Annotated in this window: 16 protein-coding genes and 1 pseudogene; 6 read left to right on the top strand and 11 right to left on the bottom strand. The window is 50.8% G+C overall.

The genetic code is table 11. The features are described from left to right. Nucleotides 1–8: 8 nt before the first annotated feature. Nucleotides 9–266, bottom strand: coding sequence for a hypothetical protein (locus NDI45_RS06195; RefSeq protein ID WP_190789832.1), 258 nt, complete (start codon nt 264–266; stop codon nt 9–11). A 369-nt stretch (nt 267–635) separates the two neighbouring features. Between NDI45_RS06195 and NDI45_RS06190 the strand changes: the two are divergent. Further along, a pseudogene (locus NDI45_RS06190) lies at nt 636–1,465 on the top strand (IS5 family transposase). A 94-nt stretch (nt 1,466–1,559) separates the two neighbouring features. Here NDI45_RS06190 and NDI45_RS06185 read toward each other — a convergent pair. Then, entirely contained in the window at nt 1,560–3,176 is a 1,617-nt protein-coding gene (locus NDI45_RS06185) for an NAD(P)H-quinone oxidoreductase subunit 4 (protein ID WP_190789831.1), read from the bottom strand. A gap of 884 nt (nt 3,177–4,060) precedes the next feature. Continuing rightward, entirely contained in the window at nt 4,061–4,231 is a 171-nt protein-coding gene (locus NDI45_RS06180) for a hypothetical protein (protein WP_190789791.1), read from the bottom strand. Nucleotides 4,232–4,762: 531 nt separating this feature from the next. Between NDI45_RS06180 and NDI45_RS06175 the strand changes: the two genes are divergently transcribed. Beyond that, nucleotides 4,763–5,062 carry a ferredoxin gene (locus NDI45_RS06175; protein WP_190789792.1) on the top strand — a complete coding sequence of 100 codons (300 nt, stop codon included), beginning with the start codon at nt 4,763–4,765 and terminating at the stop codon, nt 5,060–5,062. A gap of 158 nt (nt 5,063–5,220) precedes the next feature. Here NDI45_RS06175 and NDI45_RS06170 read toward each other — a convergent pair whose 3' ends face one another. Beyond that, nucleotides 5,221–7,002, bottom strand: a complete 1,782-nt coding sequence (locus NDI45_RS06170) for a SpoIID/LytB domain-containing protein (protein WP_348246769.1) — start codon at nt 7,000–7,002, stop codon at nt 5,221–5,223. A gap of 207 nt (nt 7,003–7,209) precedes the next feature. Beyond that, on the bottom strand, nt 7,210–7,470 hold the full coding sequence (locus NDI45_RS06165) for a TIGR02450 family Trp-rich protein (protein ID WP_190789793.1): 261 nt from the start codon (nt 7,468–7,470) through the stop codon (nt 7,210–7,212). 707 nt (nt 7,471–8,177) lie between these two features. On the opposite strand from NDI45_RS06165, the gene rpoD reads away from it, so the two are divergent. Further along, complete coding sequence (gene rpoD / locus NDI45_RS06160; RefSeq protein WP_190789794.1) at nt 8,178–9,323, top strand: RNA polymerase sigma factor RpoD; 1,146 nt, start codon at nt 8,178–8,180, stop codon at nt 9,321–9,323. A gap of 440 nt (nt 9,324–9,763) precedes the next feature. Here rpoD and NDI45_RS06155 read toward each other — a convergent pair whose 3' ends face one another. Continuing rightward, entirely contained in the window at nt 9,764–10,672 is a 909-nt protein-coding gene (locus NDI45_RS06155; protein WP_190789795.1) for a tetratricopeptide repeat protein, read from the bottom strand. A 306-nt stretch (nt 10,673–10,978) separates the two neighbouring features. On the opposite strand from NDI45_RS06155, the gene NDI45_RS06150 reads away from it, so the two are divergent. Further along, on the top strand, nt 10,979–12,277 hold the full coding sequence (locus NDI45_RS06150) for a hypothetical protein (RefSeq protein WP_190789796.1): 1,299 nt from the start codon (nt 10,979–10,981) through the stop codon (nt 12,275–12,277). A gap of 129 nt (nt 12,278–12,406) precedes the next feature. On the opposite strand, the gene msrA is transcribed toward NDI45_RS06150, so the two are convergent. Further along, nucleotides 12,407–13,066: a peptide-methionine (S)-S-oxide reductase MsrA gene (gene msrA / locus NDI45_RS06145; RefSeq protein WP_190789797.1), complete on the bottom strand. Its 660-nt coding sequence runs from the start codon at nt 13,064–13,066 to the stop codon at nt 12,407–12,409. Between the two features lie 459 nt (nt 13,067–13,525). Between msrA and NDI45_RS06140 the strand changes: the two genes are divergently transcribed. After that, nucleotides 13,526–13,978 (top strand): hemerythrin domain-containing protein, encoded by a 453-nt coding sequence (locus tag NDI45_RS06140; protein WP_190789798.1) that lies wholly within the window; start codon nt 13,526–13,528, stop codon nt 13,976–13,978. A 27-nt stretch (nt 13,979–14,005) separates the two neighbouring features. Here NDI45_RS06140 and tpiA read toward each other — a convergent pair whose 3' ends face one another. The 3 genes from tpiA to NDI45_RS06125 all read right to left on the bottom strand — a co-directional run bounded on the left by tpiA (nt 14,006) and on the right by NDI45_RS06125 (nt 16,644). After that, on the bottom strand, nt 14,006–14,734 hold the full coding sequence (gene tpiA, locus NDI45_RS06135) for a triose-phosphate isomerase (RefSeq protein ID WP_190789799.1): 729 nt from the start codon (nt 14,732–14,734) through the stop codon (nt 14,006–14,008). A gap of 339 nt (nt 14,735–15,073) precedes the next feature. Beyond that, nucleotides 15,074–16,024 (bottom strand): histone deacetylase, encoded by a 951-nt coding sequence (locus NDI45_RS06130; protein WP_190789800.1) that lies wholly within the window; start codon nt 16,022–16,024, stop codon nt 15,074–15,076. A 35-nt stretch (nt 16,025–16,059) separates the two neighbouring features. Then, entirely contained in the window at nt 16,060–16,644 is a 585-nt protein-coding gene (locus tag NDI45_RS06125) for a TIGR00730 family Rossman fold protein (RefSeq protein WP_190789801.1), read from the bottom strand. Nucleotides 16,645–17,560: 916 nt separating this feature from the next. Between NDI45_RS06125 and gyrA the strand changes: the two genes are divergently transcribed. Further along, nucleotides 17,561–20,119, top strand: a complete 2,559-nt coding sequence (gyrA, locus tag NDI45_RS06120; protein ID WP_190789802.1) for a DNA topoisomerase (ATP-hydrolyzing) subunit A — start codon at nt 17,561–17,563, stop codon at nt 20,117–20,119. An 81-nt stretch (nt 20,120–20,200) separates the two neighbouring features. On the opposite strand, the gene NDI45_RS06115 is transcribed toward gyrA, so the two are convergent. Continuing rightward, nucleotides 20,201–21,616, bottom strand: a complete 1,416-nt coding sequence (locus NDI45_RS06115; protein WP_190789803.1) for an ABC transporter substrate-binding protein — start codon at nt 21,614–21,616, stop codon at nt 20,201–20,203. Nucleotides 21,617–21,641 lie beyond the last annotated feature (25 nt).

Here is a 21,641-nt window from a genome sequence, read left to right as displayed (position 1 = left end):
GTCGGCAATTATTCTTCCTTGAGCCAAAACTTCCAGGTAGACCCGATCGCCGCACCAGCTCCTGCAAAAAAACCCATGCCCATGCCTTCCAGCTTTTTAACAACTGGGCTTTTGGTTAGACAGGAATTATCGACTGCACTACTGGTCATACACTCATTGATTTCTGCTTGACTCGCAGTTGCACCCAGCACAACGCCCATGACGCTACAGCAGAATACATAGAAGTAGAGTCGGTGGGGCTTGAGTGACTTTGATTTTCTACCCATAGATGGATGCGATAAACCTTAACAGCTTTATGTACTGTTGCTTATCTTAATCGACTTTGGCAGCCATAGAATTACTGAAATAAGATGAAGTTCATCAGATTTTAATACCTGTACTTGGTAATAACCCTGAACTCTGAGCCTTAATCTCAAGACGGGTATAATTCGCTTCGCGTTGCAATCGGGCTGCTGATCCAACGGATGAATTCGGTAAGGGTAGTTTACACCCCCCTAGCGCAGAACTCCCTATCCGAAAATCCTATTTCCATTCAGCAATGCCCTGCAATCTAAATAAATTGACAGAATAGATTAGACTTCTTGCACGAATCGAAGAGAAGAGCTGAAAGTAGATCAGCCCTACTGAAATGACTCATGCTCTACCCGCAAATCCAAACCCTCAACCCAGTTGCCTTTCGCCGGGCATGTGGAGTGAAGCGAGAAACGTTCCAAGCGATGGTTATTGTCCTCAGCCCCGACTTAAACCGACAGGGGAAGCGCGGCGGACAAAATCGCCTTAGCGTGGAAGACCAGTTGCTGATGACGTTGTATTACTGGCGACACTACCGCACCCAGTTTGACATTGGGTTAGAGTTCGGGGTGTCGGAAGCGACTGTGTGCCGCACGATTGACAAAGTAGAAGCGTTGTTGGTGAAGTCGGGACAATTTCGTCTGCCGGGCAAACGGCAACTGCGCCAAGCCGAGACGGAGTGGGAGGCGGTTGTGGTAGATGTCACAGAGGTGGCAATTGAGCGTCCCCAAAAAAACAGCGTGCCTACTAGAGCGGCAAGCACAAACGGCACACGCTGAAAGCCCAAGTGGTGATTGACCTAGCTCAGGGGCAGTTTCTCGCCGTTGCCACGGGCAAAGGTCGTACCCATGACTTGCGCTTGTTTAAGCACAGTGGCGTGCACTTGGGTGAGGGGATGCTGTGTTTAGCAGACAAGGGCTATCAAGGCATTGCTAAACTTCACGCTAACAGTATTACGCCGCAGAAGAAGCCCCGGAAACAACGCTTGAGTGATGCGGACCAACAAGCCAATCGTGCTTTAGCCCGGCTGCGGGTCAAGGTGGAGCACAGCATTCGTCGGCTGAAGCGTTTCCGCATCTTATCGGGGCGCTATCGCAATCGGCGACGGCACTTCACGCGCAGGGTGCATTTGCTCGCAGGCATCCTCAACTTTGAGCTGGCTCTCGCTTCCTGATTCGTGCAAGAAGTCTATTGATAAAGAAAAAGGGTGAACTCCTGTCCACCCTCTTACCTCATTAAGCGCAAATCATTGAATTTATCAAGAATTCCTAGTCGAGCACTCGCACTGCCTGGGTCAAATCTTTTGCTTCTGTACCAAAGACAGTTGGGGCAATGAAAGGAACGTTCACTCGAATGGGATGTTCTGCAATCAGAGGCAAACCTTGACGCGCTTCAGCAGCAACCTGCGTGGTCTTCGCATCATAGGTCTGAGTTACCAGCTTGGGATAAACCCCGATCGCAATAATTGGAATGATCAGGCAGAGCGCGATGAATGCTTCTCGTGGCTTTGCATCAGAGACCGTAATTTCAGCCATCAGGTCTTGATTTTCTGCACCATAAAAAACAGTTCGCAGCATTGATAGCAGATAAATTGGCGAGAGAATGACCCCGATCGCAGCCAGCGTCACAATCACCACCTTAAATGGAGCAGTGTAGGCATCGCTAGTGGCGAATCCCAGAAACACAGCAATTTCCCCCACAAACCCGCTCATCCCTGGTAAGGCAAGAGAAGCCATTGCGCCTGCGGTAAAAAGGGCAAAGGTTCGGGGCATTGTTTTTGCCATGCCGCCCATTTCTTGCATGTCCAGCGTATGCGTCCGCTCATAAGTCACGCCTGCCAGGAAGAATAGAGCCGCCGCAATCAGACCGTGGGAGACCATTTGCAGCATCGCGCCGCTCATCCCTAACTCGTTAAAGGAAGCAATGCCTAGCAGCACAAACCCCATGTGGGCGATCGAAGAATAGGCTAACCGCCGCTTCAAATTCGTTTGAGCAAACGCGGTCAGCGACGCATAAATAATGCTCACCACACCAAGAACGGCAAGTACCGGAGCAAAATAAACGTGAGCGTTGGCAAGAATTTCAATGTTAAAGCGAATCAGCGCATAGCCTGCCATCTTTAGCAGCACCCCCGCCAGAATCATGGAGACTGGAGCAGGAGCTTCACTGTGAGCATCAGGCAGCCAGGTGTGGAACGGAAAAATCGGCAGCTTCACGCCAAAAGCGACCAGCAGTGCGGCGTACATCACCAGCTCAAATCCGAGCGAGTAATCCTTCAGCCCCAACTCTTGCAAATTAAACGTGACAGTATCACCATAAAATGCCATTGCCAGCGCAGCGATCAGAATGAAAACTGAGCCAGTCGCCGTGTACAGAATGAATTTCGTCGAGGCATAGAGCCGTCTTTGCCCACCCCAGATTGAGATCAGTAGATAGACCGGAACGAGTTCCAACTCCCACATAACAAAGAAGAGGAGCAAATCTTGAGCCGCAAAGACGCCAATCTGGGCGCTGTACATCACCAGCATCAGGAAGTAGAACAGGCGGGGCTTACGATCGACCTTCCAAGCAGCGAAAATCGCTAGTGTTGTCACCAGTCCTGTCAAAACCACGAGCGGCATTGAGAGCCCATCGACAGCGACTGCCCAATTTAACCCAAGCTGAGGAACCCAGGAATACTGCTCGGCAAGCTGAAAGCCCGGACTGCTCAAGTCGTAGTGCTTCCAGAAAGCGTAGACAATTAGCGAAAACTCAACCAGACTCGCGCCCAGTGTGTAAGAGCGAATTGTTTTGCCGTATTTGTCTGGAATAAAGGGAATTGGCAGTGCCGCAAAGAGCGGAAACACAATCAGGAGAGTTAACCAGGGAAGTTGCATACTCGGCATGAGAGCTTACCCAAATTCAGTATTCGATGAAGTGCAGTCGATAGTGTGCAGACGATCTGCTGAGTGGCTGGCTTAGTCGAGCAACCTTCGCTCAGTCTGCGAAGTCAGGCATCTAACAGAACATGAAGCGGGAAGCTAGATGCTTGGGCACTCTCGTACTTCAGGGTTAACTTTGGGGTTAACAAAGGTGCGAGCAAAGCGCGATTGGCTGAACCAGTTAACCCGTCAATCGTAGGGATCAAGGGACTAAAAGGCTGTGACCTTACACCGCTCCCAGGAATTGCGCTTAACAGACCGGGCTGTTGCTAAGTCAGTCGAGGTTCGTAGCAGTTCGAGATTTGTAGGAAGCAAACAGTAATTTCTACCTACCCGAATAGCATACCCTAACTGTAAAGAAATATTACATCAGCGTGACAAACTTCTACCTCTTCTAAATAAAAATTTTTGGGATATGAAGATTTTGCCAAGCGATCGTCCCGCAGAACGGGGATCACAGACAGCGCCATCCCCAACGAGAACAAAAGGAAACCCTTCGGATCTGACGACCTTTTGTTACATTGCTGATTTGACGCGCTACCCCAGGTAAATTGTTTCAGGAAACCTGTTCCAAGTAGAGGGCTCTGTGCCATGTCAAGTCGCTGCGACTCTGTAGTGGGAGGCGAGTCTATGGAGATACGCTACGCGTTCGGACAGGAAGCCAAACAGCAACGATTCGCCTGGCTTATGTAGATGCCCCAGAGCAGGATCAAACCGGAGGAGACGCTGCGACTCAACGGCTAAAGGACATTTTGCCGTCGGGTGAGAAAGTTCAGCTTCGCGTGGTTGATATTGATCGCTACGGCAAAACGGTGGCTGAAGTTTACTAGGGGAGCCAGTCGGTTAATTTACAGCTTGTAAAAGAAGGAATGACGGTCATTTATCCGCCCTATTTCGATCGCTGTCCGAGTACCCAGAGCCAGTACCTCAGGCAGAGCAGCAGGCACGACGGCAGCAAATTGGCTTTTGGCAGCAAACCAATCCCCAGATGCGATCGGCGCATTTGTGAGCATCTTCACCTAATTCAGCAATTGCAGATTTGGGATTTTATCTTGCATTGCGGCATTAAGATTGACCATTCGCTGAAACTTCTCGATTAGTGGTTAAACGCTTGCTAAATTTGTGCTGAATCTCTAAGGAGACGAAACGCTAACTTTAACTCAAATAATTCCCGGTCAACTGTGAGTTACACCCTCACTCAAAACATTACTGAATCTAATCTTTAATGTTCTTCTATATATTGTTTTCGTTATCTGTCTATTTCAGCATTGGCAGGCGATCGGGCTTGTGATCATCCCATATCTTCTGGTACGTGACACATATATAAGTAATTCAGGATTGGTAACGGTATTTTCATTACGAATCCCATTCAGCCCAACAGTTATTCTCAGGTTACAGCGATATGGTTTTCCCGTAGTATCAGAAATAGAGTTTGCCTGAAGCAACGCTTAGAATAAGATGCGTCGCTGTTCGAGCTTTCGGTGCAATGCTTTAGGTAGGCTATTTTGGCTACATTGTTTCTGCCGTTTGAACATTGAGAGGATTACGACATGCCAAGTTACAAAGTCACGTTGATCAACGAGACTGAAGGGCTAAACACCACCATCGAAGTTCCCGATGATCAGTACATTCTGGATGCTGCGGAAGAGCAAGGTATAGACCTGCCCTACTCCTGCCGTGCGGGTGCTTGCTCCACTTGTGCTGGCAAGATTACCGCAGGCACTGTTGATCAGTCTGACCAATCCTTCTTGGATGACGATCAGATCGAAGCGGGTTTCGTCCTGACCTGTGTGGCTTACCCCACCTCTGACTGCACAATCATGACTCACCAGGAAGAAGAACTGTACTAAGTCTTGGTTCGTCAGAATTCAAGCAGATTTTCAGATTATTTGCCGAGTGCAAGGCATTTGTCAGGCTCAGTTTAATCTACAGACAGGAGCGCAGATGCGCCCCTGTTTTGCTATTCATCTGCTGTTCATTTGATGAGTAACTGCGAGTTTAAGCTGCACTACTGCGCAGTCTCTTGGGACGGGGTTAAGGTGGACGGATCTCGCCATAGCACGATCGCCGGAGTGAGAGGCTGCAATTGCGTTTCCGGGTAATAGAAGCTGAGAATCTGCTCATGCGCCCATCCCAGATCACCGAGACGATAGGCTCCGGTCTGACTCATTCCCACGCCATGCCCTAATCCACCGCCCACAAAGACATAGCCCTTCAAAACTCCCGGAGGAGAGGCAGCCTGTTTAGTTTGGGCTGTTTTTTGATTTGCAGTCTTTGTGGCAGGCTTCTGAACGGGTTGGGAAATTTTTTGTCCCTCAGCCGTTTCATAGATTGGATCAAGGTAAAACAGGGTGCTGTTAGGAGCAGACAGCGCACGAATGATTTCGTCTTTTTCGAGTTCAATAACGCCCAAATCCGTGGTAACTGCCATTTTCTGTACCCGTCCGGCAGGCGATCGTTCTACAACGCTCAGCTCTCGGATCTGAGTAAAGTTGACGAAGGGATGCTTTTTCGTCGCGAGCACCTGCCGCAAATCATTTGTGATTTCGCCGATTGGACTTTCGACACGCCAGCGAAACATATCCCAGCCTTCTTCGTTGAAGCCGCGTCTTTGAGCAATAAAGGCTCTGAAGTTGCTTTCGTCTGCCAGACTGCGCTGAGACAGATTCCAGATATTTTGCACTGAATCTACCACCGCTCGTAAATAAGGGCGATTGCTGCCTGCCCAAACATCGCTAAACGGAGCCGTCACGCCACCTGTAGTCGAGGAATAGAGTGCATCCACCAGTTCATTGTTGTAGGTCAAAACCAAGCCACGTGTGGCAGCAATGGCGCGATCGGTTTCTGGAACCGCTCCTGACAATCCCCAGTAAACCTGACACTGGGTATCAGCACAAAGCTGATAGTTATCGATCGCAAAACGGCGCAGATTTCGTAAAGCGTAGGTTCGTGCCAGGATTGCTTGCGCTTCGATCGTGGTTTGTGGTGCACCAACCCCAATTTCATGGGGTACCACTCCGCGCAAGTAGGTTTCGATCGGAACTTGATTGACCAGGGTATAGGTGCCGTAAGCATTGGTCTGAAGCCGCAGTGTCCCGGCATAGAGGCGCGTTCCGTGATCGCTGCGATTAAACGTGACCTGAATGCGATCGTTTGCTGTGTCAATCTCGACCTGGTCTTGCTGATAGCGGTAGCCGTCCACCGTCAGAGCCGCCTTTGGAATTTGTGGCTTTACCTGCGTATCAATAAAGGCTGTTCTTGCTCCCTGGGCTTGCAGGTTTTGCAGCAGGAGTCGTCTCAAAAGCGGTGTTCGATAGGTCTCTCGATCTGCCCAGACCTGCCACTGCCTCGGCTGACCAATTTCGACCGCAATCCCTTCAGACTTCCAGCGATTTGCACTATCCTCCGCACTTTCAAAGCTGCGGTGAGTACTGAGCACAATGCGTTCAACGACTTCGGGCTGTGGGAGCGGCTGCATCACGACATTAACCTTGACTTCGCCGCTTGTAGCTAGTACTCGATCTTGCTGTCCATCTTTAAGCTTGAGCGTCAGTCGATCGCCCGACAGGGGCTTTAATGTGATTTCATCCGTTGCATTTGAGCCAAACCGCTGCACTACACCCACATCTAGCAAGGGGTTGAGCGGAGCAGTTTGGGCACGTCCAACCTGCCCCATACCAGCCAGAAGACAAGCTGATATCAGCAGCGTTTTTATCCAGGAATTGGGACGTAGTTTCAGCAGGTGACACAAAAGCCAACGAACTGGGGCATTCCGTTGTAGGGAAGTCACAGGACAGATCCTCATAGCGAATGACAGCGAAAAACGGTTTGATGCAGCTCTGAACTCAGCGATTAACCCCTGCACTTAGGGCAATCTTAATTCTTGGGAAAAAATAACTTCTTGCCTGTTCTGCATTTTAGCGAGCCAACTCTAGTGTGACTAGCTTGTTTACTATCCTCAATCTTTTCGCGATAAATACCCTAAAAGATTTGCTATTTAAAATTCCTGTAAAGACGAAGATCCATCGCCCTGTTCCTGCAACGATTGCCACCCCGCCTGCCAAAGAGAGCGGTCTTTAAGCTGCTGGGCATTCAGCCAAAAGCGAACTGCTGGATCACAAGCAGCCACCATTTCTGCAAAAACCCAACGCCCTTCATTTTTTCGATTCAGAACTTGAAAATGCCGCCAGCCCCAGGTTTTTTGCTGCGCTGTCCACTTAGAACCGACCAGATAAGGAAACTTTTGCTTTTTTGGCATGTGCTGCGATTTATAGAAACGAAAATTGAAGCCTAGAGAGTAATCTTTCAAGAAACAATTCAACACAGAAATTATGAAAGAAAAATCTGTCTAAACTGAAGCTTTGTCTATTTCACATTTTGCGACAAATCTTACAATGCTTACTGAATCTAGCTTTACTTCCCCTAAACCATTGAGATCTCCGATTACTAATCCCCCAACTCCGCAATTGTTCGGTTATGCTAATTCATTACAAAGTCTCGCTGAGTTCAGCAAGTTGGCTGAGCTTGTACACAATTCACCGTAAGTAATTTAGGATTACAGCTAGGATGCCAACAAGGCACTGCCCTGCTAACGCAAGTTAAGAAAACTCTACTCGTCGAGAGGCTTTATTATTGATTGCGCTTTTCTAATGCCCTTATCACATTCCCACAACGAATGAGATTAAAAAGGATGCAATTTTTGTGAGAAAAGTTACAATCGGAGAAGTCTTGGCTAAAGTTGAGGAGTGCAGACTTGTTTTGGTGCTTCTACTCGCAGTGCTTCTACCTGAAACTGTGGGCGGTTAGCGGAGAAAGCGAGTTTGCTGCGAATATTGAATCCAATGGGTAGGCTATATCCGGACAGATTCGCTAGCAGCTGATCAGTGATTCAGAATCAGTCGTACTATTTCCTGGTCTTAATTGACCTTCAACGTTATTGACACTAAGGAGCATGAGGAGCGCGGCATGACCCAGGCTAACGACGTACTCGAAACCATTGACCCCGCCGAGAGTGACCTGGACGAACTCTTGATTGAAGGAGAGGATCGAGACGACGAAGAGGACTTGTTCGACACTCAGCCTGATGAGGAGGAAGACGGCAAAACCCCAAAGGGCGCAACCCGTCGTCGGGCGCAAGCCAAGAAAAAACTGTATACAGAAGACTCAATTCGGCTTTACCTGCAAGAAATCGGTCGCATCCGGCTACTGCGGGCAGACGAAGAGATCGAACTGGCACGCAAAATCGCTGACCTACTGGAGCTAGAACGCATTCGCGATCGTCTGTGTGAAAAGCTCGATCGGACTCCGCAAGAGCTAGAACGCAACCCGGAAGCATGGGCGAATGAGGTTAATCAACCTCTTCCTAAGTTCCGTAGACGGCTGCATGAAGGACGACGCGCCAAAGAGAAAATGGTGCAGTCTAACCTGCGACTGGTGGTGTCGATCGCCAAGAAATACATGAACCGGGGTCTGTCGTTCCAGGACTTGATTCAAGAGGGCAGTCTGGGTCTGATTCGCGCTGCTGAGAAGTTTGACCACGAGAAAGGCTACAAGTTCTCAACCTACGCCACCTGGTGGATTCGGCAGGCGATCACTCGCGCCATTGCAGATCAGTCTCGCACGATCCGTCTGCCCGTTCACCTTTACGAAACCATCTCGCGGATCAAGAAGACGACCAAGCTACTGTCTCAGGAAATGGGGCGGAAGCCGACCGAGGAAGAAATCGCGACCCGTATGGAGATGACGATCGAGAAGCTGCGGTTTATTGCCAAATCAGCTCAGCTTCCGATTTCTCTGGAAACGCCGATCGGCAAAGAAGAGGATTCGCGCCTGGGTGACTTCATTGAATCCGATGGTGAAACCCCGGAGGATCAGGTTTCCAAGAATCTGCTGCGGGAAGACCTGGAAAACGTGCTGGGAACTCTTAGTGCAAGGGAGCGGGATGTGTTGCGGCTGCGCTACGGTTTAGACGATGGACGGATGAAGACGCTGGAAGAAATTGGACAGATCTTCAACGTTACCCGTGAGCGGATTCGCCAGATCGAAGCCAAGGCTCTGCGAAAGCTGCGTCACCCGAACCGCAACAGCGTTCTAAAGGAGTACATCCGCTAGAATTTCTCAAAGCTTAGGGTTTGCTAATCAAACCGTTCAGCAAGAATTAGTTCTTGAAACTGCATTGGTTACACTTGGCTAAACCATCCTACGCTTTATGAGCGAATGCTCTGGGATGTTTCTAGCATAATTTAGAAATAGCAGAAGCCTATTCTCGATTGCAGAGTAGGCTTCTTTTGTATCATGCCTCCGCATTATTCCTATGCCGCTGCACTATTTCTCAATCGCGACAGCTATCCTTAATCTGCAATAAGGGACAGTCAGAATCGTTAGCCTGAAATCCTGAAGATATCCATGGTTTGAGCATAAGCCTCAGGTTTTTCTGCTTCAATCCCACTAGTGAACCGCGTTAAACCACATTAAAGGCTACAAGAGAATCGATCAAAAAAGGGGCAAAAGCCCCTTCTTGTCTTGCAGTTTTTTGGAGTTTGTTTCCTGGTTTATTGAGCGGGAGAAGGTGATGCTGCGGGAGTGGGACTGGCTTCAGGGGCAGGGCTAGCAGGAGCAGTTCCGGGGGGGCTAGCTTGAGGAGAGGCAGTCGGGCTGGGAGCCGCCGCTAGCTGATTGATCTGATCTTTAAATTCAGCCGGAGCCAGAGTGGCTGCTGAGGTGAACAGAGGTTTAGCTTCCTCGGTTTTGCCCTGGGTTTTGAGAATGATCGCTTTACCCAGCACTGGGCGAAAATCCTGAGCATTGCTGGCAATAATTCGATCGTAGATGGCAACTGCCTCGTCGTATCGTCCCTGAATTGCATAGACTTCACCCAACAAAAGCTGCACCGAAGCTGTATCGACCGTGCCTGGTTTTGCCTGGTTTGCTTCGTCTGCCGTCTTCAGCGTGTCTTCTAACAGTCCGATCGCTGCTTCGGGTCGGTTCTGCTGAAGTAGCAGATCGGTCAAGCCTTTCAAGGCATTGAGATCGCCGGGACGGGTTGCCAGAATGTTGCGGTATGCCTGGGCTGCGCCTTCTCGATCGCCCGTGCGCTGTTTTGCCTGCGCTAATAGAACGGTATAGTCGGGCTGATCAGGGTTTAACGCTGCCAATTTTTCGAGCGGCGCAATAATGCCCTGAATGTCGCCCTGCTTGATCTTGACATCGACTAATCCGCGCAGAGCGGTCTGATTGTCGGGTTCCCGCTGAAGCACTGCTTCATAACCTCGTGCCTGGGCTATCAATTCTTCGCTTGAGCCTGGACTGGCAGACGGAGAGGGAGAAGGCGCGGAAGCCGTTTGTTTTTGCAGATTCAGCACGCCCGATACTGAAGCCACGATCGGTACAGCAACAAAAGCAAGCGTTGCAAGCGAAACAACGACCAGAGCTAACCAGCGACGATTTTTCTTTTCAGCCACACGCTATTCCCAAACTCGACTGTCATTACTAACATAGTCCCAATTAACTGATCACTAACTGTCACCTTCCTTTGGGGTAATTTGCCGCCGAACAGCCTGATCTAAGCTAGAGGAAGCTGTATAGAGGAAAAGGGCGAATTACCACAGGAAATGATTCAGAATAATGTCTCAGTCATTTCACGAAGGAGATCAAACCTGAGTGTTAACCTAGTGTTTAATTCCGCATTGAAATCTGGTCTTCAGGACTAGAAATTTGCTGTAGTGCATAACGGTAAGCGGATTACCTGCCGCTGTCAAGGAGGTCTCATGAGTCCCGCCCAGAATAAAAATCCTCAGTCGCCCAAGTCTACCTCAGCATCCGAGTCATCGGTGGATACCCATTCACCGTCCGAACCTCCTTCAGCCGACCCTATTGTAGAACCCGCTATGGATCAGCCTTCTCAACCGATCGCCCCTCAAGAAGAACCGCTTCGCCCCCCCACGCCGCCAAAGCGTCCGGTTGCGCGAGAAGTAGCCCTCTCGACTCCCCAGCCTTCCTCTGCGCCTGCTACCTCTGAATTGAAAGAGCAGCCCAAGGCAGATCAGCCTGAAGCTGAGTTAACGGCTTCTGAAAGTTCTGAGGCTGAAGCTGAGAGTACCGCCGATGTTTCATTGGACAATTTGCTGTCTAACCGTCTTCAGCCGATTCCCCCCGCTAGCGAGCCGATGCAGTATCGGGCGATCGGCTTAGTGCGCGGCACCTATGTTCCGTCAGAAGAACAGTTTACCCGTGGATTGATCCAGACCGATGATGGCGTGGCGATCGATGCGGTTTTGCTAGGGCGCGTGATGAGCCTGGTTAAAAAGCACCTTGACCTGGAGCAGCCTCACCTGTGGGTGGTGTATCCGCGCACCCGCGAAAAAATGAACGATCTGCACGTTCAAATTGTCGGCGTGTGGGAGCCTGAAAAGCTGAATCGATTAGAGATGGAAGCGGGAGAAGAAGAGAGCGCAGAAGGAACCGAGGAAAGCACCGAGGAAACTGCCGAAGAAACAAGCTCTAGCAGCTCTGGTTCAGACTCACTGCTCGAAATGGTTCCTGCTTCGGAGCTAGACGATAAATTCTTCTCGATTCGCGGCGAAATTATCTACCAGGCTCCAGAAGAAGAGCGGCTGATGGTTAAAATCCGGCGGATGTCTCGTCCGGGCGATACTCAGGACAAAGCCTTTAAAGTTGCCTTGAAAGGAACGCTGGAAGGAAAAGCGATTGGCTATTTCTGGGATTTGCAGGTGCAGCGACAGGAAAACGACCTGATTGTGCAGCAGGGCACGATGATTGGGCTGGTTCCGCCTCAGAAGCGCAAGGACGGCAGCAGAAAGCCGCAGGGTCGCTTCCGTCGTCCTGGTGGTCCTGGTGGTTCAGGCGGTCCTAGCGGTCCCGGCGGTGGTCGTCGTCCGAGTGGTCCTCCGCGCAAGTGGAATGCGGGTAGTCGAGAAGGCGGCGCACCTAGACCGCAATTTAAGAGCGGCGATCGTCCGACCCCTTCCCCTCAGCCACGCTCTGAAGTGACCAAACCGATCAAACGTCGTCCGCCTGAAGGTGCGCCCCCGACTTCGCAAGAGTAGGCAATGAGCGGATTTGAGACTCAAACTTGAGACAAAAGAAGGGGTATTCTGCGGAAAGGTGCAGGTTACCCCTTTTTAATGCTTATTGAATGAATGCTGATTCAGGCGATCTCGTCACCTGCGATCGTTTTAGTTTCCAGCTTCAACTTGCGGTGGGAAACAAACCTTGGTACCGCCTAAACCGCAATAGCCGCCTGGATTTTTAGCGAGATATTGCTGATGATAGTCTTCAGCGTAATAGAAAGGCGGCGCATCTAGGATCTCAGTCGTAATCTCGCCATACCCGGACTCGCGCAGTGCCTTTTGATAAGCATCTCGCGAAGCCTCAGCTAGCTGTCGCTGCTCCGGCGAGCAAGCGTAGATGCCAGAGCGATACTGAGTGCCCCTATCATTGCCCTGACGCATTCCCTGCGTTGGGTCGTGGCTTTCCCAAAAGATCTTAAGTAGGGTTTCGTAGCTGACTTCTGCCGGATTGTAAACGACCTGCACTACTTCATTGTGCCCGGTCATGCCAGTGCAGACTTCGTGATAGGTCGGGTTTGGCGTCGCGCCTGCGGCATAACCCACTGCAGTCGAAAACACACCAGGCTGCTGCCAGAATTTCCGCTCCGCACCCCAGAAGCAGCCCAGACCAAACAGCGCAATTTCCATGCCTGCGGGAAAAGGAGGCTGTAAAGGGTTGCCGTTGACAAAGTGGCGATCGGGAACAGGAATTGGGGTGCTGCGTCCCGGTAGGGCTTCCTCAGGGGAGGGAAGGTTCTGTTTTTTGCCAAATCCAAAAAGCACCATACTGCCTGAACTCTCCAAGTTAGATCAAGAAATTAAACCGAATTTAATGAGCAATGGGGATGAGCGAATTGCGGAAGCGCATCTTTACCTAGGTTCATCATAATCTACGCATCAGACGATCGAATTGATTGAGCAGTCGTACAATCCGAATCGCTGCGGGGAGGATAACCTACAAAGTTCTCCCCAACTCGGGATTGAGATCAACTTTTAGTTAGAGGCTATTTTTTAACCGGGATCGTTAGCTTATAAGGCAAAATTACTTGCTTATTTTGCTTCATATTTCAAATCGAAAAGTTCGATTTCAGAAGCCAGTCAGCTAATTAATTTTTCTCAAGCAAGTCCTTCAGGCGATACAGGTTTAATTTGTACCGCTTATCGCTCTGTTTCGGAATAACGATCGATAAAATCAGTATGGCCAAATTCTCGACTAAGTCCTCAGTTCAGCAAGACATTCTGGTGATGCTTGCGGCAGAGCATCGATCAATCGAGCAGCGAATTGATGCACTGGAAGCGGCAAATCATGCAGTCGAAGCAGAACGAAGATTTAGAGAACTTTATCGTATTCTATTTCTGCACCATTACGGTGAAACGCTCGTTTTCTACCCATCAATGCGGGAATATGAGCAGACTGCTGTTTATTTAGAAACCGTAGAAGAAGAACACAGCACCACGATGGTTTTGCTTGAGCAAATGAGACAACTTTCACCCGTCGACCCAACCTTTCAAGCAAGATTAGATGAACTCAAAGAATTAATCATGGGACATATCGAAGAGGAAGAAAACGAAATTTTCGCTGCCGTACGAACCTGCATGGATGAGCAAGAACTGCGCCAACTCGCGCAAGAATTTAAAAGTATTCAAATAAAAACAGCCCCTAAAATAGAGGCTCGAATAAAGGATTTAAATCCGTAAACGTGAGTTGTGTTTATTTCTGTGTGTTTATTCTTGATAGTTCACCAGTCGAGAAAAATCTGCTGAAGACAGGCTAGCTCCCCCGACTAATGCTCCATCGATTTCTGGTTGTGCCATAATTTCATCGATATTTCCGGGCTTAACCGAACCGCCGTATAGAATTGACAGGTCAGAATTTTGTACCTGCTTCCGAATCAAACTAATAATGCGATCGGCTTCGATCGACTCACAGGTAGCGCCTGTCCCGATCGCCCAAATCGGCTCATAGGCAATGACCAGTTGCTCTCGGTCAATACCCTCGAGATCTTTCTCAAGCTGCCCAGAAATCACCGCTTCCGTTTCGCCCGCATCCCGCTGCTGTTTGGTTTCGCCCACGCAAAGAATTGGAATCAAACCGTGCTGCTGTGCCGCCTTGAGCCGCAGATTTACTGTCTCATCCGTTTCGCCAAAATACTGTCTGCGTTCACTATGACCGATAATCACGTATCGCACACCCAGTTCTAGCAGCATCGGGGCAGCAATTTCGCCTGTAAATGCCCCTGCAACTTCCCAGTGAACGTTCTGCGCCCCCAACTGAACTCGCGTACCATGCAGGCTTTTGGACATCACGCTCAGATCAGTAAACGGCACACACAGCACAATCTCGCGATCGTCCGGTGTCTCGGCGATCGTATCTAAAAATGCCTTCAAAAACTCCAGGGACTCCGCCTGGGTTTTATACATCTTCCAGTTACCCGCAATGATGACCTTACGCACGTTTTAATCCCAGGTTATGAACACAAAAAGAGCATCCTTTAGTGTACGGCTTTGGGGGACGGGTGGGGGAGTGGGAAGGTGGGGGAGTGGGAAGGTGGGGAGGTGGGGAGGTAGAGGAATGAAAGGGGAAGGAAAGGGTTGAGGAGGAATCATTGATATTGGCTGAGATATTGGCTGAGATATTTGCTGCACTGATTCGATATCTTTTAGCCCTGTTGGTTGAAAGCGACTCAGTAAGCTTCCAAACTTCACAGATTCACAAGTCCAACACTCGCTTCTTCCCCAGAACTTACTTTAAACTCCTCCATTCCACACCCACTCACCCATTCTCTACTTCCCCTAAACCAACTCCCCGATCGTCGCCACGACTGACTGCGATAGGGCACTGTAGTCATAGCCGCCTTCCAAACCAAACAAAAGCCGATCGCAGATCTGCTGACAGTAGCGGGTGAAAATGCCGTAGTCCGAAGGCTTCAGGGACAGGTTGGCGAGGGGGTCAGCTTGGTTAGCATCGTATCCGGCACTGACGATCAGCAGGTCGGGTTGGAATGCCTGGAAAAAGGGAACAATCTGCTGCTCGAAGATAGGCTGGTAGTCTGCTAGGGTACTACCTGCCTGCATGGGAAAGTTCAGCACGTTGTTATGTTGTCCGCGTTCGTCAGAATTGCCAGTACCCGGATATTGGGGCGACTCGTGAAGTGAGCAAAAGGCGATTTGGGGATTCGTTTCGACGAGTGCCTGTGTGCCATTTCCATGATGGACATCCCAATCGAGAATGCCGACACGATCGATTCCTGGCTGAGTCAGGGCGTAGTGTGCTGCAATTGCCGCATTTGCAAACAAACAGAATCCCATGCCACGCTTTGCCAGCGCATGATGACCGGGTGGACGCGCAATCACAAAAGTAGGGCTACCCGTTTGCAAAACGCGATCGACCCCATCCAACCAGGCATTAATGGCAAGTAGGGCTACCTCGTAGCTGTGCGGCGAAACAACCGTGTCCTGATCGAGCCTGCCGCCGCCGGAGTGGGCAAGTTGCCGGACAGCTTCCACATACTGAGGGGGATGGATTGCGTGCAGTGCCTTTGTTAGTCGATGCGAAGCAGTTTCTCCTTCAAGGTGATCGGCGGGATGCGAGTCGATCGCAGTAGGGGTGCGCCAATCAAGCTGATCGTGCCAGGGAGCCTGTTTGAGGGCAGAGACAATCGCCTTTAGGCGTCCGGCGTTTTCGGGATGAAAGGAGCCTGTGTCGTGATCGAGAAATTTGTCGCTGTAGAGGATAGAGATCATAGGAGATGAGGGGATGGAGGGCATAATTAGATTCCCTATGTTTCATTCTCTTCTCGAATCCACTTTTCGACTTTGGTGGGCTGATAAGTTGCCATTCGATCGAGTAGCGTATTGGGTTGATCAGCTTCCAGCACGATTGCCCTCAGTTCTGGCTGCAAAAAGCGATCGGTAACGGCGCGATCGAACAGAGTCAGCAGCGCATCGTAATAGCCTGCCACGTTGAGCAATCCCATTGGCTTCTGGTGCAGCCCCAACTGCGACCACGTGAGAACTTCACAAAACTCTTCCAGAGTGCCATAGCCGCCGGGCATTGCCACAAAGCTATCAGCGAGATTTGCCATCAGCGCTTTGCGTTCGTGCATCGAGTTCACAACATGAAGCTGAGTCAAATTGGGGTGAGCAATTTCCTTGGCCTCTAGAAATGCGGGAATAACACCGATCGCCTCGCCGCCTGCTGCCATCACAGTATCTGCCACCTTGCCCATCAAACCGACTTTGCCGCCGCCATACACCAAACCATAGCCGCGCTGCGCGATCGCCTGACCCATTGCTTCAGCCGCTTCTCGATAGATCGGATTAGCACCCGAACTAGAGCCACAAAACACGCAAATATATCTCATCTTGCTAATTTCATTGTTTAACAAATTGCAATCAGGATAGCCTGTCAATTAGCTCTAAGAGCTTGTTTGAGAAGCAGCAAGCCTTCTACATCGTCCTCTACAGCCCCAATACTGGAAGGCTTTGAATATCCTAAAGCAGGCTCGGTTCCCTTCAAAATGAGGGTCAGGGGGCAGCTTGGCTAAAAATTATCACTTCTCAAACATCTTCTTCTCAAACATTTTCTAAGAGTCGAAGAGCCAGTTGCCAAAATTCCATAAAATCACAGACTTCAAAGTCCCTTATCAGCAAGCAGTTACTCTAGAATTCATCCTTGCCTTTTCAGTTCTCGATACAGTTCATTGCAAAATTCAATCTTCGATCGAATCTAGATCGGATTTAGATGGACAATAAAGGAGTGTAGAACAAGATACGGTTGGAAAAATTGGAGGTCGCTTCATGAATACTCCGATTCCCCGCGTCCAATCTACTGCTTTTCTAGGTGATCTGATGACGCTTGCGCTGGCAGTTGCGATCGCATGGCTGCTGATTGCTCCAACCTGGGCTTGATTTCGTTGCCTGCTCACTCGAGTCGGTTCAGACAAGCTGTTTAGATTGCATTTTAGATTGCCTTGAGTGGGGACGACTGAAAACGGCATCGCAGCAAACCGCTCAGACCTCAGCGGATAGGCAAATATGCTAAAATTTCATAGTTAGCGAACGATATTTAGCAGCGCGCTGATTAAGCGGTATGAGGGTCGGTTACTTGCCTGTAGAGCGATTCTGCAAGCAGGTTTTAGAGAATTTTGGGCAGTAAGTTCCTGGCGACAACGTTCTTTGAAAGAAGTGCTTCGCCAAGCTCTTCCCATGCCTGAGTTTTGCCAGCAGAGACAACAGTTCGCCTGCTAAACGTTCACAGATCTGGAGCTTTTTCACGGTATGAGTATTCCCCAGGAGCGAATCGTTCCCACCGATCTGCGGAACGAAATGTCCCGATCGTATCTGGAATACGCCATGAGCGTGATCGTGGGTCGGGCATTGCCAGATGCGCGGGATGGACTCAAGCCAGTTCACCGCCGGATTCTTTATGCGATGCACGAATTGGGCTTAACGCACGATCGCCCCTTCCGAAAATGCGCCCGTGTGGTGGGGGAAGTGTTGGGTAAATATCACCCCCACGGCGATACAGCGGTCTACGATGCCCTGGTGCGGATGGCGCAGGATTTTTCGATGCGCGCCCCCCTGATCAACGGACATGGCAACTTCGGGTCGATCGACAATGATCCTCCGGCTGCAATGCGATACACCGAGTGTCGCCTGCAAGCCCTGACGATGGCTGCCCTGCTGCAGGATATCGAGTCCGAAACGGTTGACTTTGGCGACAATTTCGACGGCTCACAGCAAGAACCGCTAGTTATGCCTGCCCGTGTGCCGCAGCTTCTGCTGAACGGGTCTTCGGGAATTGCCGTAGGCATGGCAACCAACATTCCGCCGCACAACCTGGGTGAACTGCTGAACGGCGTGGTGGCACTGATTCAAAATCCAGACATCACCAATCTGGAGCTCATGCAGTACATTCCCGGTCCCGACTTCCCCACGGGCGGACAAATCCTGGGAACCAGCGGGATTCGGGAGGCTTACACCACCGGACGCGGCTCGATTACGATGCGGGGTGTGGCAGCGATCGAAACGATCGAACAGCGCGGCAGACCCGATCGCGAAGCCATTATCATCACCGAGCTGCCTTACCAGACCAACAAGGCTGCCATGATCGAGCGCATTGCCGAAATGGTAAACGAGCGCAGATTAGAAGGCATTGTTGATATTCGCGATGAAAGCGATCGGGACGGAATGCGGATTGTGATTGAGCTGCGACGGGACGCTTATCCACGCGTGGTGCTGAACAATCTCTACAAGCAAACGCCCCTTCAGGCAAACTTCGGCGTGAATATGCTGGCGTTGGTCAACGGCGAACCACAAATCCTCGGTTTGAAGGAATGCCTGCAAGTCTTCCTCGACTTCCGAATTGAAACAATCACCCGCCGGACACGCTACGAACTCCGCAAAGCCCAAGAGCGGGATCACGTTCTGCAAGGCTACCTGATCGCGCTGGCAAATCTGGACGCGATTATCAGCCTGATTCGCCACGCCGCCGATACCGTATCGGCAAAGCAGGAACTCATCCAGACCTATCAGCTTTCGGAAACGCAGGCAGATGCGATTCTGCAAATGCAGCTCCGTCGTCTCACCGCCCTCGAATCAGAAAAGATTCAGCAGGAACACGAAGACCTCCAGCGCAAGATTGCCGATCTGCAAGACATCCTGGAGCGACGAGAGCGAATTCTGCAAATGATCGAAACCGAGCTATCGGATTTACGATCGGCTCATGCAAACCCGCGTCGTACCGTTATTGAAACGATAGACGGCGAACTGGGTGACATCGATCTGATTGCGAATGAGCAGTCGATTATTCTGCTGACTGAGCAGGGCTACATTAAGCGGATGCCGATGAGCAACTTCGAGGCGCAGAGCCGAGCCACCCGCGGCAAGTCGGGTACGCGCATGAAGGAAGACGACGGCGTTGAGCACTTTCTCACCTGCTGCGACCACGATAGTGTGCTGTTCTTCAGCGATCGCGGCACGGTTTACAGCGTGAAGGCATATCAAATTCCGGTGAGTTCGCGTAACGCTCGCGGCGTACCGATTGTGCAAATGCTGCCTATCTCCCACCAGGAAAAAATTACGTCGATCGTGCCTGTGGTGGAGTTTGCAAACGATGAGTATCTGGTAATGCTGACCCAGAAGGGCTTTATCAAGAAGACGCAGCTTTCTGCCTTCAGTAATATTCGGGCAAACGGACTGATTGCCATTTCGCTGGAAGAAGGCGATCAGTTGCGCTGGGTACGTCGGGTGCGGGTCGAAGACAGCATCATGATCGGGACGCGGCAGGGAATGGCAATTCATTTCCGGGCAACCAATGAGCAGCTTCGTCCTCTGGGTCGGGCAACACGTGGGGTGCGGGCAATGTCGCTGCGAGCGGGCGATGAGTTGATCAGCATGGACATTCTGCCGTCTCAGGTGGTGGCTCAGGTGGCTGAAGCCGATGCACCTGAAAACGAGTCTGAAGAAGTGCTGGATGCAGAAACGTCGCAGCAAGGTCCGTGGGCACTGGTGATCACGACAGGTGGGCTGGGCAAGCGGGTTCCGGTCACTCAGTTCCGCCTACAAAATCGGGCAGGCATGGGTTTGCGAGCGATTAAGTTCCGTAAATCCGGCGATCGATTAGCAGCCCTCCAGGTTGTAAACGATAGCGACGAGATTGTGCTGGTCAGCAGCCGAGGAATCATTATCCGTCAGGCGGTGAAGGCAATTTCCTGTCAGTCTCGTGCTGCAACTGGAGTTCGGGTTCAGCGACTCGATGAGGATGATGCGATCGTTGCAGTCGCGCTGGTTCCTCCTTCTAATGGCGAAGAGGAGCTGGTAGACCTGGCGGAATAAGGTTTGCGGACTAGCGTTTGCTGTAACCAAATAACTCCTGTAGGTGGGCAACTTGTCCACCTTTTTTGGCTCTATGCAGTTTCACAACGATGGCGTGACGGGCACAAAATCAAACTCATAGCCCGATCGCGTGCCAGGTTTTACCGTCACTAACTGCATTGGCTGACTGCGATCGCCCGAAGACAAAAAGCGAACGGTTCCTGTTGCACCTAACAGCGAAAAGTTCGGAGCCGTGAGGGTCTGCTGAATGCCCTGTCGCGTTGGGTTCTGTTTCAAACCTGTGATCAGAACTTGCGCCGCATCGTAAGCCATCGCGGTTCGCCAGTTGACATCACCCCCCCAAAACTGTCTGGACTGTTGGGCAAACGCAGAATTCGGATCGGCAAGCAGAATCCACGGCACTGCGACAACCATTCCCTCTGCTGCCGCACCACCAACCTCCAGCGTTTTTGGATCATAAAGATCATCGCCTGCGAGCAAAGGCAACTTCCGCTGATTCACGGTGACGACCTGCAGTGCCAAATTTAAGACGCTGCTGCTCGATAGCAAGACCAAAACTTCTGCGCCCTGTCGCCTTGCCTGCTCGATCGCATTAGACGCACTAAAGCCAGGATTGTTCAGATCAAAGTCAGCGACCACCTGCCCGCCATCATTTGCCACCGCTGTCGTAAACTCTTCTTTTAATGAAAGGCTGTACTGACTGCTAGAGTCGAAAAAGATGGCTGCATTCCGACGTTGCAAATTGGTGAGCATATAGCGAGACAGCGTTGTTGCCGAAAACCGATCGCTGGGCACCGTCCGAAACACAAAGTCACCCAAATTCGAGAGCTGCACTGCTGTGCTGGTAGGCGAGATCATTACCAGTCCACCCTGCTGATACACTTCTCCTGCTGCCAGGGAAGCTCCGCTGCTAAAGTGACCGACAACCCCCAGAACTGAGCCATCCTCGATTAGCGATCGAGCCACCGCCGGAGCCAGGGCAGGACTACTATCATCGCTGGCAATTTTCACCTTGAGCGGAACCCCATTGATTCCCCCTGCCCGATTCACCTCTGCTTGCGACTGCGCTACACCCCGCAGAATTTCCTGAGCGGTACTGAGGGAAGTTGCCATTGGGACTGCAACGGCGATCGTATAGGATTTCTGCTGACCGATCTGGGCATTATTGAGGTAAATCAACGCTTCCGGGTCGTTACGGTTCACTTGCAGGCTCGTCGTCAAATCCTGAACTGCCTGTTCAAAATTCCCTGCACCGATCGCGGCAATTCCTGCCTGCTTTTCCGGCGAGGCGTTGCTGGGGTCGAGAAGCTGTGTTCCATCGCTAAAGCGATCGGGAGTTACTTCTGAAGAATTTCCCGACTGACCATCTGACGAAGCGACACCGGGAACTCCCGACTGAAAAAACCGATTAAACAGCAACCATCCCCCGCCCCCAAGCAGCAGAGCCGTCAGCAGCAAGGCAACAATCAGGGCAGGCGTTTCATTCTTCTGGGACATAGTGGCGACACAAAGCGGCGATGCA

The sequence above is a fragment of the Leptolyngbya sp. GB1-A1 genome, from assembly GCF_039962475.1.
Lineage (GTDB): Bacteria > Cyanobacteriota > Cyanobacteriia > Elainellales > Elainellaceae > Leptolyngbya_A.
Note: the sequence above shows the minus strand (reverse complement) of the source record. Positions and strands in the feature narration are given on the sequence as shown.

Bases quoted from the DNA above. Each gene is read 5' to 3' on its own strand.
- NDI45_RS06195 (WP_190789832.1), bottom strand. From the start codon at position 266: ATGGGTAGAAAATCAAAGTCACTCAAGCCCCACCGACTCTACTTCTAT.
- NDI45_RS06185 (WP_190789831.1), bottom strand. From the start codon at position 3,176: ATGCCGAGTATGCAACTTCCCTGGTTAACTCTCCTGATTGTGTTTCCG.
- NDI45_RS06175 (WP_190789792.1), top strand. From the start codon at position 4,763: ATGCCAAGTTACAAAGTCACGTTGATCAACGAGACTGAAGGGCTAAAC.
- NDI45_RS06165 (WP_190789793.1), bottom strand. From the start codon at position 7,470: ATGCCAAAAAAGCAAAAGTTTCCTTATCTGGTCGGTTCTAAGTGGACA.
- rpoD (WP_190789794.1), top strand. From the start codon at position 8,178: ATGACCCAGGCTAACGACGTACTCGAAACCATTGACCCCGCCGAGAGT.
- NDI45_RS06150 (WP_190789796.1), top strand. From the start codon at position 10,979: ATGAGTCCCGCCCAGAATAAAAATCCTCAGTCGCCCAAGTCTACCTCA.
- msrA (WP_190789797.1), bottom strand. From the start codon at position 13,066: ATGGTGCTTTTTGGATTTGGCAAAAAACAGAACCTTCCCTCCCCTGAG.
- NDI45_RS06140 (WP_190789798.1), top strand. From the start codon at position 13,526: ATGCTTGCGGCAGAGCATCGATCAATCGAGCAGCGAATTGATGCACTG.
- NDI45_RS06130 (WP_190789800.1), bottom strand. From the start codon at position 16,024: ATGATCTCTATCCTCTACAGCGACAAATTTCTCGATCACGACACAGGC.
- NDI45_RS06125 (WP_190789801.1), bottom strand. From the start codon at position 16,644: ATGAGATATATTTGCGTGTTTTGTGGCTCTAGTTCGGGTGCTAATCCG.
- gyrA (WP_190789802.1), top strand. From the start codon at position 17,561: ATGAGTATTCCCCAGGAGCGAATCGTTCCCACCGATCTGCGGAACGAA.
- NDI45_RS06115 (WP_190789803.1), bottom strand. From the start codon at position 21,616: ATGTCCCAGAAGAATGAAACGCCTGCCCTGATTGTTGCCTTGCTGCTG.